This window comes from Streptomyces sp. R302, from assembly GCF_012927245.1.
Taxonomy (GTDB): domain Bacteria; phylum Actinomycetota; class Actinomycetes; order Streptomycetales; family Streptomycetaceae; genus Streptomyces.
Window position 1 is genome coordinate 638,823 of sequence record NZ_JABBGE010000002.1, and the last position, 15,371, is coordinate 654,193.

At 72.9% G+C, this 15,371-nt stretch carries 12 protein-coding genes; 8 read left to right on the forward strand and 4 right to left on the reverse strand.

Features of this window, described 5'->3' with window-relative positions; genetic code table 11:
• Nucleotides 1–2 precede the first annotated feature (2 nt).
• The gene (locus tag HHL19_RS08685; protein ID WP_169087296.1) at nucleotides 3–506 is read right to left on the reverse strand and encodes a hypothetical protein; all 504 of its coding nucleotides are present in this window, start codon (nucleotides 504–506) and stop codon (nucleotides 3–5) included.
• Nucleotides 507–609: 103 nt separating this feature from the next.
• Between HHL19_RS08685 and HHL19_RS08690 the strand changes: the two genes are divergently transcribed.
• Nucleotides 610–1,263, forward strand: coding sequence for a lipoprotein (locus tag HHL19_RS08690; protein ID WP_169087298.1), 654 nt, complete (start codon nucleotides 610–612; stop codon nucleotides 1,261–1,263).
• 109 nt (nucleotides 1,264–1,372) lie between these two features.
• Here HHL19_RS08690 and HHL19_RS08695 read toward each other — a convergent pair whose 3' ends face one another.
• Nucleotides 1,373–2,899, reverse strand: coding sequence for a ricin-type beta-trefoil lectin domain protein (locus tag HHL19_RS08695; RefSeq protein WP_169087300.1), 1,527 nt, complete (start codon nucleotides 2,897–2,899; stop codon nucleotides 1,373–1,375).
• A 106-nt stretch (nucleotides 2,900–3,005) separates the two neighbouring features.
• Between HHL19_RS08695 and HHL19_RS08700 the strand changes: the two genes are divergently transcribed.
• From HHL19_RS08700 to HHL19_RS08710, 3 genes are all read left to right on the forward strand, one after another.
• A complete protein-coding gene (locus HHL19_RS08700; protein ID WP_169087302.1) occupies nucleotides 3,006–4,406 on the forward strand; it encodes a class II fumarate hydratase in 1,401 nt (466 codons plus the stop codon).
• Between the two features lie 143 nt (nucleotides 4,407–4,549).
• Nucleotides 4,550–5,224, forward strand: coding sequence for a DUF402 domain-containing protein (locus HHL19_RS08705; protein ID WP_169087304.1), 675 nt, complete (start codon nucleotides 4,550–4,552; stop codon nucleotides 5,222–5,224).
• Between the two features lie 330 nt (nucleotides 5,225–5,554).
• The gene (locus tag HHL19_RS08710; protein WP_169087306.1) at nucleotides 5,555–7,459 is read left to right on the forward strand and encodes a SpoIIE family protein phosphatase; all 1,905 of its coding nucleotides are present in this window, start codon (nucleotides 5,555–5,557) and stop codon (nucleotides 7,457–7,459) included.
• 71 nt (nucleotides 7,460–7,530) lie between these two features.
• On the opposite strand, the gene HHL19_RS08715 is transcribed toward HHL19_RS08710, so the two are convergent.
• On the reverse strand, nucleotides 7,531–9,789 hold the full coding sequence (locus HHL19_RS08715) for a transglycosylase domain-containing protein (protein WP_169087308.1): 2,259 nt from the start codon (nucleotides 9,787–9,789) through the stop codon (nucleotides 7,531–7,533).
• Nucleotides 9,790–10,064: 275 nt separating this feature from the next.
• Between HHL19_RS08715 and HHL19_RS08720 the strand changes: the two genes are divergently transcribed.
• From HHL19_RS08720 to HHL19_RS08730, 3 genes are read left to right on the forward strand one after another with little or no spacing between them, the layout of a single operon-like run.
• Nucleotides 10,065–10,589 (forward strand): PadR family transcriptional regulator, encoded by a 525-nt coding sequence (locus tag HHL19_RS08720; RefSeq protein ID WP_169087310.1) that lies wholly within the window; start codon nucleotides 10,065–10,067, stop codon nucleotides 10,587–10,589.
• Nucleotides 10,586–11,269, forward strand: coding sequence for an ABC transporter ATP-binding protein (locus HHL19_RS08725; RefSeq protein ID WP_169087312.1), 684 nt, complete (start codon nucleotides 10,586–10,588; stop codon nucleotides 11,267–11,269). The genes HHL19_RS08720 and HHL19_RS08725 overlap by 4 nt, the downstream gene beginning before the upstream one ends.
• A complete protein-coding gene (locus tag HHL19_RS08730) occupies nucleotides 11,266–13,638 on the forward strand; it encodes an ABC transporter permease (RefSeq protein WP_169087314.1) in 2,373 nt (790 codons plus the stop codon). Before HHL19_RS08725 ends, HHL19_RS08730 begins: the two co-directional genes overlap by 4 nt.
• An 89-nt stretch (nucleotides 13,639–13,727) precedes the next feature.
• Here the strand turns inward: HHL19_RS08730 and HHL19_RS08735 are convergent, their stop codons facing one another.
• Complete coding sequence (locus HHL19_RS08735) at nucleotides 13,728–14,663, reverse strand: hydrogen peroxide-inducible genes activator (RefSeq protein ID WP_346768450.1); 936 nt, start codon at nucleotides 14,661–14,663, stop codon at nucleotides 13,728–13,730.
• Between the two features lie 153 nt (nucleotides 14,664–14,816).
• Here HHL19_RS08735 and HHL19_RS08740 point away from each other — a divergent pair, with 153 nt between their 5' ends.
• Nucleotides 14,817–15,371 (forward strand): peroxiredoxin, encoded by a 555-nt coding sequence (locus HHL19_RS08740; protein ID WP_169087318.1) that lies wholly within the window; start codon nucleotides 14,817–14,819, stop codon nucleotides 15,369–15,371.

A 15,371-nucleotide genomic window follows, 5' to 3' on the forward strand; every position in this document is an offset into this window, starting at 1 on the left:
CGTCAGCGGGTGAGGTGGAACTCCAGTCGTGAGTAGTCCCCGTCCGGGATGGAGCGGATCCAGCCGCGGGCGTTGTCGAAGTCGCCGGTGCCGCCGGTGACCGCGATGTCGAACGCGGCCGGGGCCTCGTCCGAGGGGTCGACGGAGAGCAGGGTCTGCCCGGTGAGCTGGCCGCCGGGACCGCCGTTCAGGACGAAGGTGCCGACGCAGAGCACGTCCATCGGGTCGCCGGTGCGCACGACGGTGCAGCCGACGCCGTCCCGGCCGACCGTCTCGCCGCCCTTGGAGCGGGAGAGGTCATCGGCGAAGGCGAAGGAGTCGCCGACCTTCGGTGCCGCGCCGGTGCCCTCGTCCTCGTCGGCCGGGACCTCCTTGGCGTACAGGGTGAACTCGAACCCGTCCTCGGGTACGGCGGGTGCGGCGGCGGCCGGCGCGGCGGCCGCGAAGGTGACGGCCGCGACCGTCGCGGCGCCGAGGGCGCCGATCCTCCTGAAGCTCCGGATCATGGGCTGCCTCCCTGGCGGGGTGCGGATCTTCCCCCCTTCGGGCCGTCCTCACATTGTGCGACCGCCGTCCGGGTGACGCACCCCGGTCAGGGATGATGGGGCCATGCCAGGTAGAGCCCCTCTCCTCCGTACCGCCCTGCTCGCGGCGGCCCTGCTGACCGCCTGCGGCACGACCCCGGAGCCGGACGCGTCCGCCCCTCCGGCCGCGAAGCCCTCCGCGACGCCGTCCGCGACGCCCTCGTCGGCCGTGACACCCTCGCCGTCCGTGAAGGCCGCGGGGTCCGTCGGCGGTCCCGGGACCGCGTGCGCGCTCCCCGTCTCCTTCTCCCTCGCCGAGGAGTGGGAGCCGGACGCGATCGACGACCCGGAGAACCCCGAGTTCGCGGCGCTGACGCGGCAGGGGCCGGCGATCATCCGCTGCGCGGTGGACGCCAAGCCCGCCGGGCAGATCGGCTTCCTGCGGGTGTGGACCGCGAAGGGCCCGGCCCGGGCCGCCCTCGAAGGGTTCGTGCGGGCCGAGGAGAAGACCGCGGACACGGTCTACCGGGAGATCCGGACCGCCGGCGGCCTGCCGGCGGTGGAGGTCACGTACACCGCCGGCAGCGAGCTCCTCGACGAGCCCAAGGAGGAGCGGGCCCTCGCGGTCGCCACCCCGAAGGGCGCGGTCATCCTGCACCTCGGCGGTCTGGACACGGAGGAGCACCGGGAGATGCTGCCGGCGTACGAGCTGGCGAAGTCCACGCTCAAGCTCACCTGAGAGCTCCGCACGCGAGAGCCCCGGACATGAGAGCTCCGCACGCGACGGGGCCGTGGCCCCCCGCCCCGCACCGGACGGGGGGCCACGGCGTTCTCGGGCCTGTCGTCGGCTAGGCGAACTTCTGGTTCGCCGAGCCGTCGCAGGTCTGGAGCCGGACCGGCTCCTTCGCGGCGCTCTGCGCGAGGCAGAGGCCGGTCGCGGCGGCGGGCCGGATCGTGGCGCCGTCGCGGACGAACCTCTGGTTGGCGGCGCCGCTGCAGTTCCAGACGATGAGCGCCTTGCCGGCCTGGTAGGCGGCGCCCGGCACGTCCAGGCAGCGGTCCTGGGTGAGTTCGGTGTGCAGGGTCCCGCGGGCGGAGTCGTACCACCAGCCCTGGTTGCGGCCGCCGTGGCAGTCCCAGCCGAGGACGCCGGTGCCGTTGGCGGACTCGGCGGCGTTCACGTCGAGGCAGTTGCCGGTCGCGCCGTTCCGCAGCGGCTCGTAGGCGTCGTCCCAGGCGAGCGGGAAGAGCGTCGGGGTGCCGGAGGAGTTCACGTCGGCGCAGCTCGCCTCGCGCAGGCCGGAGCCGTACAGCTGGGTCAGGCAGGACGCGAAGGCGGCGTGGCCGCTCTTGTTGGGGTGGAAGGACTGGCGGGTGGAGTTCTCGTCGATCCCGCCGGGCTTGGAGAGGTCGATGTACAGGCCCCGGGCCCAGGTGTCCTCCATGCAGACCTCGTGGCCGTGGAAGAGCCGCGAGTTGTCGAGGTAGACGGCGCCGGTGGAAGCGGCGACCCGGCGCATGCCGCGCTCGAAGGCGGGGACGGCGGTGTTGCGGCCCCACTTGGTGTCGGAGTCGTAGCCCATGCCGCCGCAGCTCAGCTTGCCGGGGAAGCGGGGGTTGTCGTAGAAGTCCGGGCCGATGGGGCTGGGGTAGCCCATGACGACGAGCTTGTAGTCGCCGTCGGCGTACCCGGCGTCCCGCATGACGGTCTTCAGGTCGCGGACGGTCTGCTCGACCTTGGGGACGAGGGCGTCGACGCGGGACTGCCAGCCGGGGGCGTACTTGGGCTCGCAGGTGCCCTGGCTGAGGACGTACCGGGTGACGCAGTCGGTCATGACGGGGCCGAACTGCAGGTCGTCGTTGGCTCCGGCGACCAGGAGGACCATCTTGATGCGGGTGTTGCGGGCCTTGACGGCGAGGTTGTCGCTCTGGACCAGCTCGTCCGCGTACTGCTTGCTCCCGCCGATCCGGATGTTGCCGGTGTAGGCGCCGGAGCAGGAGACGTTGAAGGTGAGGTCGGCGGCGATGCCGGTGCGGTGGATGGCCGCGTCGGGCGAGCGGTGGCACCAGTTGGTGGGGCCGTTGGTGGGGGACTCGTAGGTCCCGACGCCCTCGCCGGAGATCTCGCTGTCGCCGAGCGAGATCAGGCCGGTCTTCCGCTGGTCGAGCGGGCGCTCCTCGGGGCTGCCGTAGATCTTCGTGGCCTCGGCGGCCCGGATCGCCTCCAGCTCGGGCGGGAGGGGTACGGAGGCGACGGCGGCCCTCGTACCGGTGTCGGCCGCTCCGGCGGGGGCGGCGGTGAAGGAGCCGAGTGCGGCGGCGGCTGCCGCGACGGCGGCGATGGGCCACCGGAGTCTGTACCTGGTGCGCGTCATTGCGCCTCCTGGAAGTGGGGTTACCCACGGTTTTTACTGGCCGGTACACGCCTTGGGAATACATCGAACAAGACAAGTGCTCAACTTTTTCAGGAGGTTGACCAAGATGAGCAACGAAGACGGCTACCGGATCGAGCACGACTCCATGGGCGAGGTGCGCGTCCCCGCGCACGCCAAGTGGCGGGCCCAGACCCAGCGCGCGGTGGAGAACTTCCCGGTCTCCGGGCAGCGCCTGGAGCGCGCCCACATCGAAGCCCTGGCCCGGATCAAGGCCGCCGCCGCCACCGTCAACGCCGAGCTCGGGGTGATCGACCGGGACCGCGCGGAGGCCATCGCGGCCGCCGCCGCGGAGGTCGCGGAGGGCCGCTGGGACGACCAGTTCCCGGTCGACGTCTTCCAGACGGGCTCCGGCACCTCCTCCAACATGAACACCAACGAGGTCCTCGCCACCCTCGCCGGGGAGCGGCTGCCGGCCGACCGGGCCGTCCACCCCAACGACCACGTCAACGCCTCGCAGTCGTCCAACGACGTCTTCCCCTCCTCCATCCACATCGCCGCGACCGCCGCCGTCACCCGCGACCTCATCCCGGCGCTCGACCACCTGGCCGCCGCCCTGGAGCGAAAATCGGCCGAATTCGCGACGGTGGTGAAGTCGGGTCGTACGCATCTGATGGACGCCACGCCGGTCACCCTGGGCCAGGAGTTCGGCGGCTACGCGGCGCAGGTCAGGTACGGGATCGAACGGCTGCGCTCGGCCCTGCCCCGGCTGGCCGAACTCCCCCTCGGCGGCACCGCCGTGGGCACCGGCATCAACACCCCGCCCGGCTTCTCGGCCGCCGTCGTCGCCGAGCTCGCCCGCGCCACGGGCCTGCCCTTCACCGAGGCCCGCGACCACTTCGAGGCCCAGGGCGCCCGGGACGGCCTGGTGGAGACCTCCGGCCAGCTCAGGACCATCGCCGTCTCCCTCACCAAGATCGCCAACGATCTGCGCTGGATGGCCAGCGGCCCCCGCACCGGACTGGCCGAGATCGCGCTGCCCGACCTCCAGCCCGGCTCCTCGATCATGCCCGGCAAGGTCAACCCGGTGGTCCCCGAAGCCGTCCTCATGGTCGCCGCCCAGGTCACCGGCAACGACACCACCGTCGCTGTGGCCGGCGCGGCCGGGAACTTCGAGCTCAACGTCATGCTCCCGGTGATGGCCAAGAACCTGCTGGAGTCCGTACGCCTCCTGGCCAACGCCTCCCGGCTGCTCGCCGACCGCACCGTCGACGGCGTCACCGCCGACGTGGAGCGCGCCCGCGAGTACGCCGAGTCCTCCCCCTCCGTCGTCACCCCGCTCAACAAGTACATCGGCTACGAGGAGGCCGCGAAGGTCGCCAAGCGGTCCCTGGCCGAGCGCAAGACCATCCGCGAGGTCGTCCTGGAGTCCGGCTACGTGGACCGCGGCGACCTCACCCTCGAACAGCTCGACGAGGCCCTCGACGTCCTGCGCATGACCCGGCCCTGACCCCGGCGCGGCCCCGGTGCGGTCCCGACGTGACCCCGGCGTGACCCCGGGATGTCTCCCGTACGAACCCGGGGCCGCTCCCGGGTGACTCAACCGTGACCTGTACCGCAGCGCCGGTGGGAGCGCGCCCCTAAGATCTGCGCATGACAGGAGCGGACGGTTCGGACGACATCCAGCGCTGGGCGCCCGGGGAGCACATCCTCTGGCGCTACCGCGGCGTGGGCACCGACGCGGTGCACATCTGCCGGCCGGTGACCGTCGTCCGCGACACCCCGGACCTGCTCGCCGTGTGGATGGCGCCCGGCACCGAGTGCGTCCGGCCGGTGCTCGCCGACGGCACCTCCGTCCACGACGAGCCGCTCGCCACCCGCTACACCGCGCCCCGCACCACCGAGCGCGCCCGCTGGGCGGGCAGCGGGGTCCTCAAGCTGGCGAGACCCGGCGACCCCTGGTCGGTCTGGCTCTTCTGGGAGCGCGGCTGGCGCTTCCGCAGCTGGTACGTGAACCTGGAGGAGCCGCGCCGCCGCTGGGCCGGCGGCGTCGACTCCGAGGACCACTTCCTCGACATCTCCGTCTACCCCGACCACAGCTGGCTCTGGCGGGACGAGGACGAGTTCGAGCAGGCGCAGCGCACCGGGCTCATGGACCCGGCCGGGGCCGCCCGGGTGCGGGAGGCCGGCGCGGCGGCCGTACGGCTGGTCGAGAGCTGGGGAACACCCTTCCGGGACGGCTGGGAGGAGTGGCGGCCCGATCCCGCCTGGACCGTCCCCGTCCTGCCGGCGGACTGGGATCGCACCCCGGCGCACACCGCTCCATGAGACCCTTGCCGCGCCCCCGGGGTCGAAACGTAGGATCGTCCTCCGCACGGCCGACATCGGGCGCAACCGTCGGACACCACGTCACCGACCGAACGCAGCGCAGCAACTGACCACACGTCACCGCACGTCATCGATGAGGGGGAGAGCAGTGCCGGAGCTGTGCCCGGGTCGCACTCCCCCCGCCCCTGCCGCGGTCCGCGGATCGTCCGTACCCACCGCGAAATCCAGCGCGAATACCGCCGCCGCGGGGTTTATCCCCACCGGAGGCGCGGCATCGGCGAGAAGAGCGAGTGCATCGCACCACCGGCCCGGACGGACGGAATCCCACGCGTGACGGAGCATCCCACCTCCCACGAAGGCCGGCAGCCGCTGGCCGACCGGCCCCAGGAACAGACGCGGCCTCGCCAGGAGGCCGCGCCCGCCGGCCTGCCCTCCGACATCCCCGCGCAGCCCGCGCCGCAGCTCCCGGAGCCCTCGCCGGCGCCGGGGCCCTCGGCGCCCGCGGTCGCCGTCGCCGTCTCCCCCAAAGGGGCGGAGCAGGCCGGGCGGCGCGAGGGCGACCGGCTGCGCTTCGTCGGCGCCGCGACCCGGCGGATCGCCCGCGGCCTCGACCTCGACGAGATCGTGCTCGGCCTGTGCCGCGCCACCGTGCCGGCCTTCTCCGACGAGATCCTCGTCTACCTCCGCGACCCGCTGCCGGTCGGCGACGAACGCCCGGTGGCGCCCTTCGTGCTGCGCCTTCGCCGCACGGACCGGCTGCGGTTAACGGACCTGGAGGGCGACGAGCTCGTCCTCGTACCCGATCCCGACCCGACCCCCGCCGCCGAGCTGTGCGAGGTGCGCTCCGGCAGTTCCCTGGCCGAGGTGCTCCGCGGGGTCCGGCCGGTCTTCGGCGACTCCGCCGCCGCCCGGGCCGCGCTCGGCGAGCTCCTGGGCCCCGAGCATCCGCTGCCCCGCGGCCCGCGGGCGATACTGGCTCCGCTGCGCGGCCGGCGCCGGGTGATCGGCGCGGCCGTCTTCCTGCGCCGCGCCGAGCAGCCCGCCTTCGACCCGGACGACCTGCTCGTCGGCGCCCAGCTGGCCACCCACACCGCGCTCGGCATCGACAAGGCGGTGCTGTACGGCCGGGAGGCGTACATCGCGGACGAGCTCCAGCGGACCATGCTGCCGGACTCGCTGCCGCAGCCGACCGGCGTCAAGCTCGCCTCCCGCTACCTGCCGGCGGCCGAGACGGCCCGGGTGGGCGGTGACTGGTACGACGCGATCCCGCTGCCCGGCAGCCGGGTCGCCCTGGTCGTCGGCGACGTCATGGGCCACTCCATGACCTCGGCCGCGATCATGGGCCAGCTGCGCACCACCGCGCAGACCCTGGCCGGGCTCGACCTGCCGCCGCAGGAGGTGCTGCACCACCTCGACGAGCAGGCCCAGCGGCTCGGCGAGAACCGGATGGCGACCTGCATGTACGCGGTCTACGACCCGGTCTCGCACCGGATCACGGTCGCCAACGCCGGTCATCCGCCGCCGATACTGCTCCACCTGGACGGGCGCGCGGAGGTGCTGCGGGTGCCCGCGGGCGCCCCGATCGGGGTCGGCGGCGTGGACTTCGAGGCGGTCGAGCTGGACGCCCCGGCCGGTGCGACGCTGCTGCTGTACACGGACGGTCTGGTGGAGTCCCGGCTGCGGGACGTGTGGACCGGGATCGAGCAGCTGCGGGAGCGGCTGGCGGCGGCGGCCCAGCTGACCGGGCCGGACCACGCGCCGCCCCTGGAGGCGCTCTGCGACGACGTGCTCGACATGCTGGGTCCGGGCGACCGGGACGACGACATCGCGCTGCTCGCGGCCCGCTTCGACGGGATCGCGCCGAGCGACGTGGCGTACTGGTTCCTGGATCCTGAGGACGCGGCCCCGGGCCGGGCCCGCCGGCTCGCCCGCCGGGCGCTCGCCCGCTGGGACCTGGAGGAGCTGACCGACTCGGTGGAGCTGCTGATCAGCGAGGTGGTGACGAACGCGGTGCGGTACGCGGAGCGGCCGGTGACCCTGCGGCTGCTGCGGACGGACGTGCTGCGCTGCGAGGTCGGCGACGACTCCCCGCAGCTGCCCCGGCAGCGGCGGGCCCGCGAGACGGACGAGGGCGGGCGCGGCCTGTTCCTGGTGAACCGGCTGGCGCGGCGGTGGGGGGCGACCCGTCTGTCGGGCGGCAAGGTCGTCTGGTTCGAGCTGTCGACGCGCGTCTGATCCGCGGGAGTACGTGACGAAGGCCGGTCCCCCTGGTGGGGGCCGGCCTTCGCCGCGTGAAGGAGCGGGGGTCAGCGGGGCTGACGGGTGGTGGTGCCGTCGGGCAGGACGGCGCCCTCGTCGCCGTCCGGGACGCCGGGGTCGGGCGGCTGGACGGTCGCCGTGGTGGTCGGCTCCCGGGTGGGGTCGCCGGTCGGGACCGGCGGGGTGGTGGTGGGCGCCTGGGTGGTCGTCGGCGCGGTCGTCGGCGGCGTGGTGGGCGGGGTGGTCGGCGGGGCGGTGGTGCGGGCCGGCGGGGTCGTGGCGGCCTCGGTCGGCTCCTCGGTGGGCTCCTCGGTCGCGGTGGGCGAGCCGGTCCCGGTCGGGAGGCGGCCGCCGCCGTCCCAGCCGCCGTCGGTCTCCAGGTCGAACTCGGCGTCGGAGCCGCCGTTCAGGGCACGCTCGGTGTACGCGCCCCAGATCTTGGCCGGGAAGCCGCCGCCGTTGGCGCGGCCGGGCTCGATGGTGTCGGTGAGGGTGACCTGCTCGGCGATCTTGCCGGAGGTGTCCTCGCCGAAGAGGGCGACGGCGGTGACCAGTTCGGGGGTGTAGCCGACGAACCAGGCGGAGCGGTTGTTCTCGGAGGTGCCGGTCTTGCCGGCGGCCTCGTAGTCGCCGGCGGCGCGGAAGCCGGAGCCGTTGTCGACGACGCCCTTCATGGCCTTGGTGACGGTGTCGGCGGCCCGGCGGCTGATGACCTGTTCGCCGGTCTGCCGGACGGTGTCGACCTGGCGGTCGCGGTGCTGGGCGGCCTTGACGAGGCTCGGGCTGACCTTGCGGCCGTGGTTGTCGAGGGTGGCGTAGGCGCCGGCCATGTCGAGGGTGGAGGCGCCCATGGTGCCGAGCGCCATGGCGGGGGTGGGGGCGAAGTCCTGGCCGTCCTTCAGGCCGAGGGCGAGCGCCGTCTTCTTGGTCTTCTCGGCGCCGACGTCGACGATCATCTGGGCGTAGACCGAGTTGATGGACTTGTCGGTGGCGCGCTGGACGGTGACGGGGCCGTACGAGTAGTCGCCCTGGTTCTCGGGGGCGTAGGGGATCTTGCTGCCGACGACGGGGCGCTTGCTGTCGCCGTCGTAGATCGTGCCGAGGCCGATGTCGCGGCCGTCCTGGGTGGTGGCCTCGTTGTCGAGGGCGGAGGCGAGGACGATCGGCTTGAAGGTGGAGGCGGGCTGGAAGTCGCGCCGGGTGGCGTTGGACATCCAGTGCTCGGTGGCGCCGACGCCGCCGTACATCGCGACGACCGCGCCGGTCTTCGGGTCGACGGAGGTGGCGCCGGCCTGGACGGTGGCGGCCTTCTTGTCGCCCTTGCGGTCGAGCTTGGCTTCGAGTTCCTTGTCGACGGCGGCGACGAGGTCCTTCTGCTTCCGCTCGTCGACGGTGAGGGTGATCGTCCAGCCGCCGGCCTTGATGTCCTCCTCGCTGACGCCCTGGCGCATCAGCTCCTGGTTGGCGGCCTCGACGATGTAGCCGGTCTGGCCCTCCATGCCGGGGAGCGGCTTGGGCGCCTGCGGGACGGGGAACTTCAGGCCGGCGCGCTCGGCGGCGGGGAGCCAGCCCATCTCGACCATGTTGTCGAGGACGTAGTTCCAGCGCTCCTCGACGAGCGCCCGGCCGGTGGCGTTGGCGGAGGTCCAGTCGTACTGGTTGGGGGCCTGGAGCAGCGAGGCGAGGTAGGCGCCCTGGGCGGTGGTGAGCTTCGAGGCGTCGGTGCCGTAGTACGAGCGGGCGGCGGCCTGGATGCCGTAGGCGGAGCGGCCGTAGTAGCTGGTGTTCATGTACCCGGCGAGGATGTCGGACTTGGACATCTCCTCGTCGACCTTGATGGCGATGACCATTTCCTTGAGCTTGCGGGTCGCCGTCTGGTCCTGGCTCAGGTAGAAGTTCTTGACGTACTGCTGGGTGATCGTGGAGCCGCCCTGCTTGCCCTTGCCGGTGAGGGTGTTCCAGGCGGCGCGGGTGGTGCCCTTGATGTCGACGCCGTTGTCCTTGTAGAAGGTCTTGTTCTCGGCGGCGACGAAGGCGTGCTGGACGGGGAGCGGGATCTTCTCCAGGCCCACGATCTCGCGGTTGATCTCGCCGGTGCGGGCGAGGATCTTGCCGTCGGCGTACTTGTAGATGTTGCTCTGCATGGTCGCCTCGGCGTTGGCCGTGGGCACGGGGACCAGCAGGTAGACCGTGTAGAGGCCGCCGATGCCGATGAGGCAGAGCAGGAGGAAGGTGCCCAGCAGCTTCTTCCAGGTGAAGAGGCGGCGTATGCCCCGTTTCTTCGCCTTCGCGTCCGGTCGGCCCATGTCGTGTGTCGCTCCCGCTCGTCGTGTGTCCCGCCACCCCCGGTCGCCCGGCGCGCCGGATCAGCTCAGCAAGCTAACACCGACACTGCGGACATAGGGCAACCGATCACGCCTTTTCAGGACGTGAGAATCAGCACCCACTCCCAGGGGAACCGACGCCCGAGCGGACGTGATGGTTGCGTGAAGGTTCGGTTCCGCTTTTCCGTACGTACGCGGGCGTATCCACCGGGGATCGCTATACATCGTGCGTATACACCAGGTGTACAGTGACGCCCATGTCCATCGGTCACACCCTTCTCGGACTCCTCGAATCGGGCCCGCGCCACGGCTACGACCTCAAGCGCGCCTTCGACGAGCGGTTCGGCCACGACCGGCCGCTCCACTACGGCCAGGTCTACTCGACGATGTCCCGCCTCCTGAAGAACGGCCTCGTCGTCGTCGACGGCGTCGAGGCCGGCGGCGGCCCCGAGCGCAAGCGGTACGCGATCACCGACGCCGGCATCACCGATGTCGCCGCCTGGCTCGCGACCCCCGAGAAGCCGGAGCCGTACCTCCAGTCCACGCTCTACACCAAGGTCGTCCTCGCCCTGATGACCGGCCGCGGGGCCGCCGAGCTGCTCGACACCCAGCGCGCCGAGCACCTGCGCCTGATGCGCGAGCTCACCCGCCGCAAGAAGGACGGCGACCTCGCCGACCAGCTCATCTGCGACCACGCCCTCTTCCACCTGGAGGCCGACCTGCGCTGGCTCGAACTCACCGCCGCCCGCCTCGACCGGCTCGCCGAGGAGGTCCGCCGGTGACCACCGCGCCCCTCCTCCGCGCCGAGGGCCTGACCAAGGCGTACGGCCCCACCACCGCGCTCTCCGGGGCGGACTTCGCGCTGCGCGCCGGCGAGGTCGTCGCCGTCATGGGCCCCTCCGGCTCCGGCAAGTCCACCCTCCTGCACTGCCTCGCCGGCATCGTCGGCCCCGACGCGGGCACCCTCACCTACGACGGGCGCGACCTCACCGCCCTCTCCGACTCGGCCCGCAGCGCCCTGCGCCGCACCGACTTCGGCTTCGTCTTCCAGTTCGGCCAGCTCGTTCCCGAGCTCAGCTGCGTGGAGAACGTCGCCCTGCCGCTCCGACTCAACGGCGAGAAGCGGAAGGCCGCCGAGGCCCGGGCCGCCGAGTGGCTCGCCCGCCTGGAGGTCGACGACACCGCGGCCAAACGCCCCGGCGAGATATCCGGCGGCCAGGGCCAGCGGGTCGCCGTCGCCCGCGCCCTCGTCTCCGCCCCGCGCGTGATCTTCGCCGACGAACCGACCGGCGCCCTCGACTCCCTCAACGGCGAGCGGGTGATGCGGCTGCTCACCGACGCCTCCCGGGACACCGGCGCCGCCGTCGTCCTCGTCACCCACGAGGCCCGCGTCGCCGCCTGGTCCGACCGCGAGGTCGTCGTCCGCGACGGCGCGGTCCGGTCCACGGAGTGGGCCGCGTGAGCCCCCGGCTCTGGGCCCGCGACCTCGCCCTCGGCGCCCGCTTCGCCGTCACCGGCGGCCGCTCGGGAGTCCTCCGTACGCTCCTCACCGCGGCGGGCGTCGGCTTCGGCGTGGCCCTGCTGCTGCTCGCCGCCTCCTTCCCGAACATGCTCTTCCAGCGGGAGGTGCGGGAGTCGGTCCGCGCCGTCGACGGCAGCGAACAGGTCGACGCGCCCCGGCCCGACTCCTTCCTCCACCTCTCGCGGACCACGGTCTACCGCGACGACGTCATCAGCGGGCTGCTGCTGCGCCCCGAGGGCGACGCTCCCCCGGTCCCGCCGGGCGCCGACGCGTTCCCGAAGGCCGGCGAGATGCTGGTCTCCCCCGCGCTCCGCGAGCTGCTCGACTCCCCCGAGGGCGCCCTCCTCAAGGAACGGCTGCCCTACGAGGTCGCCGGGACGATCGGCGAGGCCGGCCTCATCGGCCCCGCCGAACTGCGGTACGTCGCCCACGCCGACTTCCTGGACGAGGAGAACCTCGACGGGCGCGGCGTCCGCTACGGCTGGTCGGTGCCCGAGGAACCGATGAACGCGTTCCTCATCCTCCTCGTCGTCGTCGCCTGCGTCGTCCTGCTCCTCCCGGTGCTCGTCTTCGTCGCGACCGCCGTCCGCTTCGGCGGCGAGCAGCGGGACCGGCGGCTCGCGGCGCTCCGGCTGATCGGCGCCGACACCGCCACGACCCGGCGGATCGCGGCCGGCGAGTCCCTCGCGGGCGCGCTGCTCGGCCTCCTGGCGGGCCTCGGACTCTTCGCGGCGGCCCGGCAGTTCGCGGGCGCCTTCACCATCTGGGACGTCAACGCCTACCCGGGCGACGTGGTGCCGATGCCCGCGCTCGCCGCGCTCGTCCTCGTCGTCGTCCCGGTCGCCTCCGTCGTGGTCACCCTCTTCGCCATGCGCGGCGTGGTCGTCGAGCCGCTCGGCGTCGTCCGCGTCTCCACCCCGCGCCGCCGCCGGCTGTGGTGGCGGCTCCTGCTCCTCGCGGCCGGCGCGGCCTTCCTCGTCCCCCTCATGGGCGACATCCAGCCGACCCAGACCGGCATCGACACCGTGGGCGTCGTCACCGGCACCACGCTGGCCCTGATCGGCCTCACCACGCTCCTGCCGTGGCTCGTCGAGGCGGGCGTCAAACGGCTCGGCACCGGGCCCGTGGCCTGGCAGCTCGCGGTCCGCAGGCTCCAGCTGAGCTCCGGCACGGCGGCCCGCGCGGTCAGCGGCATCGTCGTCGCGGCCACCGGGGCGATCGCGCTCCAGATGCTCTTCCAGGCGATGGAGAGCGACTTCACCCAGCTCACCGGGGAGGACTCGTCCCGCGCCCAGATCGTGTTCGGCACCGACGCGAGGACCGCCGCCGAGGCCCGCGGGGTGATCGACCGCGTCGCGCGGACCGAGGGCGTCGACGCCGTGATCGGCACCGTCGGGTCGACCGTCTGGCGGCCGGGACCGCTGCGGAAGGGCGAGGAGTTCGCCCCGGCGACCTCGCTCCGGGTCGGCGACTGCGCCTCCCTCCGCGAGTTCGCCACCCTGCCGTCCTGCACGGACGGCGACGTGTTCGTCTTCCTCGCGCACGGCGCGCAGGGCAACCCGGACGACTCCTACGTCACCCGGGCCGCCCGGCCCGGCACCACGGTCGCCCTGCGCGACCCGCACCCCCACCCGGACGCGCCGAAGCCCCCCGCCGGCACCCCGCTGCCGCTGTGGCGGATCCCCGCCGACGCCCGGGTCGTCGACTCCCGCCCGGCCCCGACGGGCATGTACGAGTACGGCGTGCTCGCCACCCCGTCGGCGATCGGCACGGCCGTCCTCGACACGCCCGAGGCGCAGATCATGGTCCGGCTCGACCCGTCCGTGCCCGACGCCGCCGACCTCGTGCGGAACGCGGCCGCGGACATCGACCCGGCGGCCTACGTCCGCGACCTGAAGGACACCGAGCGCGACGCGGCCTTCTCCAGCGTCCGCACCGGCATCCTCGTCGGCTCCACCCTGACGATGCTCCTGGTGGCGGCCTCGCTCCTGGTCTCCACCCTGGAGCAACTGCGGGACCGCAAGCGGCTGCTGTCCTCGCTCGTCGCCTTCGGCACCCGGCGCTCGACCCTGAGCTGGTCGGTGCTGTGGCAGACGGCGGTGCCGATCCTCCTCGGGCTCGCCCTCGCCGTGGCGGGCGGCCTCGCCCTCGGCGTCGTCCTGCTGCGCCTCGGCGGCCAGCAGGTGCGGGACTGGTGGTCCTTCCTGCCGGTCGTCGGGATCGGCCTCGGCCTGATCGCGACCGTGACGCTGCTGAGCCTGCCCCCGCTGTGGCGGCTGATGCGCGCGGACGGCCTGCGCACGGAGTAACCCGCCGGACGGATGTACGGGAGAAAGGGCGCGGGTTCCCGATACCGGGGGGTTTCGGGAACCCGCGCCCTTCCGTGCCCAGGCTCCCCTCAGGAACCCGCCCCCAGCACCCGTACCGGCAGCGCCGCCAGCTCCTCGCGCAGCGCCCCGGCCAGCTCCTCGAACTCGGAGTGGCGGGCCGCCCCGGCCCGCATCGCGAGGGCGACCCGCCGGGTGGGCGCGGGAGCGGCGAAGGAACCGGTGCTCAGGGCGGTGTTGCGGGCGGTCTCGACGGTGACGGCGGTGCGCGGCAGCAGCGTCACGCCGAGCCCGCCGGCCACCAGCTGGACCAGCGTCGACAGGCCGGCCGCGGTGGTGGTGACCTCCGCGCCGTCCTCCCGCCCGGCCTCGCGGCAGATGTCGAGGGCCTGGTCGCGCAGGCAGTGCCCTTCGTCGAGGAGGAGGAGCCGCAGCCCCCTGAGGGCCTCGCGCGGGATGCCGTCCCGCCCGGCCAGCGGATGCCCCTCGGCCGCGACCAGGACGAAGTCCTCGTCGAACAGCGGGAGTTCGACGACCCCGGGCACCCCGAGCGGCACGGCGAAGAGCAGCAGGTCGAGCCGGCCCGCGGCGAGCCCCTCCAGGAGGGACGAGGTCTGCTCCTCGTGGACCTGGAGGTCGAGCTCCGGGTAGCGGGTGTGGACGAGCCGCAGCACGGTCGGCAGCAGATAGGGCGCGACCGTCGGAATCACGCCGAGCCGCAGCACCCCGGTGAACGGCGCCTGCGCGGCCTCCGCCTCCCCCATCAGCTCCGCCACCGCGTCGAGCACCGCGCCGGTGCGCGCCGCGAGCCGCTCCCCGGCGGGCGAGAGCAGCACTCTCCGTGTCGTACGCTCCAGGAGCTGGACACCGAGTGCCTCTTCGAGGGCCGAAACCGCGCCCGAAAGAGCCGGCTGGCTCATCCCGATGGCCGCCGCGGCGTCCCGGAAGTGCAGATGCTCCGCGACCGCCGCGAAGGCTCTGAGCTGGGACAGGCTGGGTTGCTTCACGCGCCGGACGGGAACCACTGATAACCACCTTCGATCAACGCGACCCACTCTAGCTATTTCACTGATCAATGCACCCCGTGCCAGTATGTGAGACGTCCAACCCCTCACGGAAGCCCTCAAAAGGGATTCTTCCGACCTGTGCAAGGAGAGCGCGTGCTCACTGTCGGTGACCAGTTCCCCACTTACGACCTGACCGCCTGCGTGTCGCTGGAGAGCGGCAAGGAGTTCGAGCAGATCGACCACAAGTCCTACGAGGGCAAGTGGCGCGTGGTGTTCTTCTGGCCGAAGGACTTCACCTTCGTCTGCCCGACCGAGATCGCCGCGTTCGGCAAGCTGAACGACGAGTTCGCCGACCGCGACGCCCAGATCCTCGGTGTCTCCGGCGACTCCGAGTTCGTCCACCACGCCTGGCGCAAGGACCACGCCGACCTGCGTGACCTGCCCTTCCCGATGCTCGCCGACTCGAAGCACGAGCTCATGAGCGACTGCGGCGTGCGCGGCGAGGACGGCTTCGCGCAGCGCGCCGTCTTCATCGTGGACCCGAACAACGAGATCCAGTTCACCATGGTGACCGCCGGTTCCGTGGGCCGTAACCCCAAGGAGGTCCTGCGGGTCCTCGACGCCCTGCAGACCGACGAGCTCTGCCCCTGCAACTGGAACAAGGGCGACTCGACCCTGGACGCCGGCGCGCTCCTGGCCGGTGAGTGA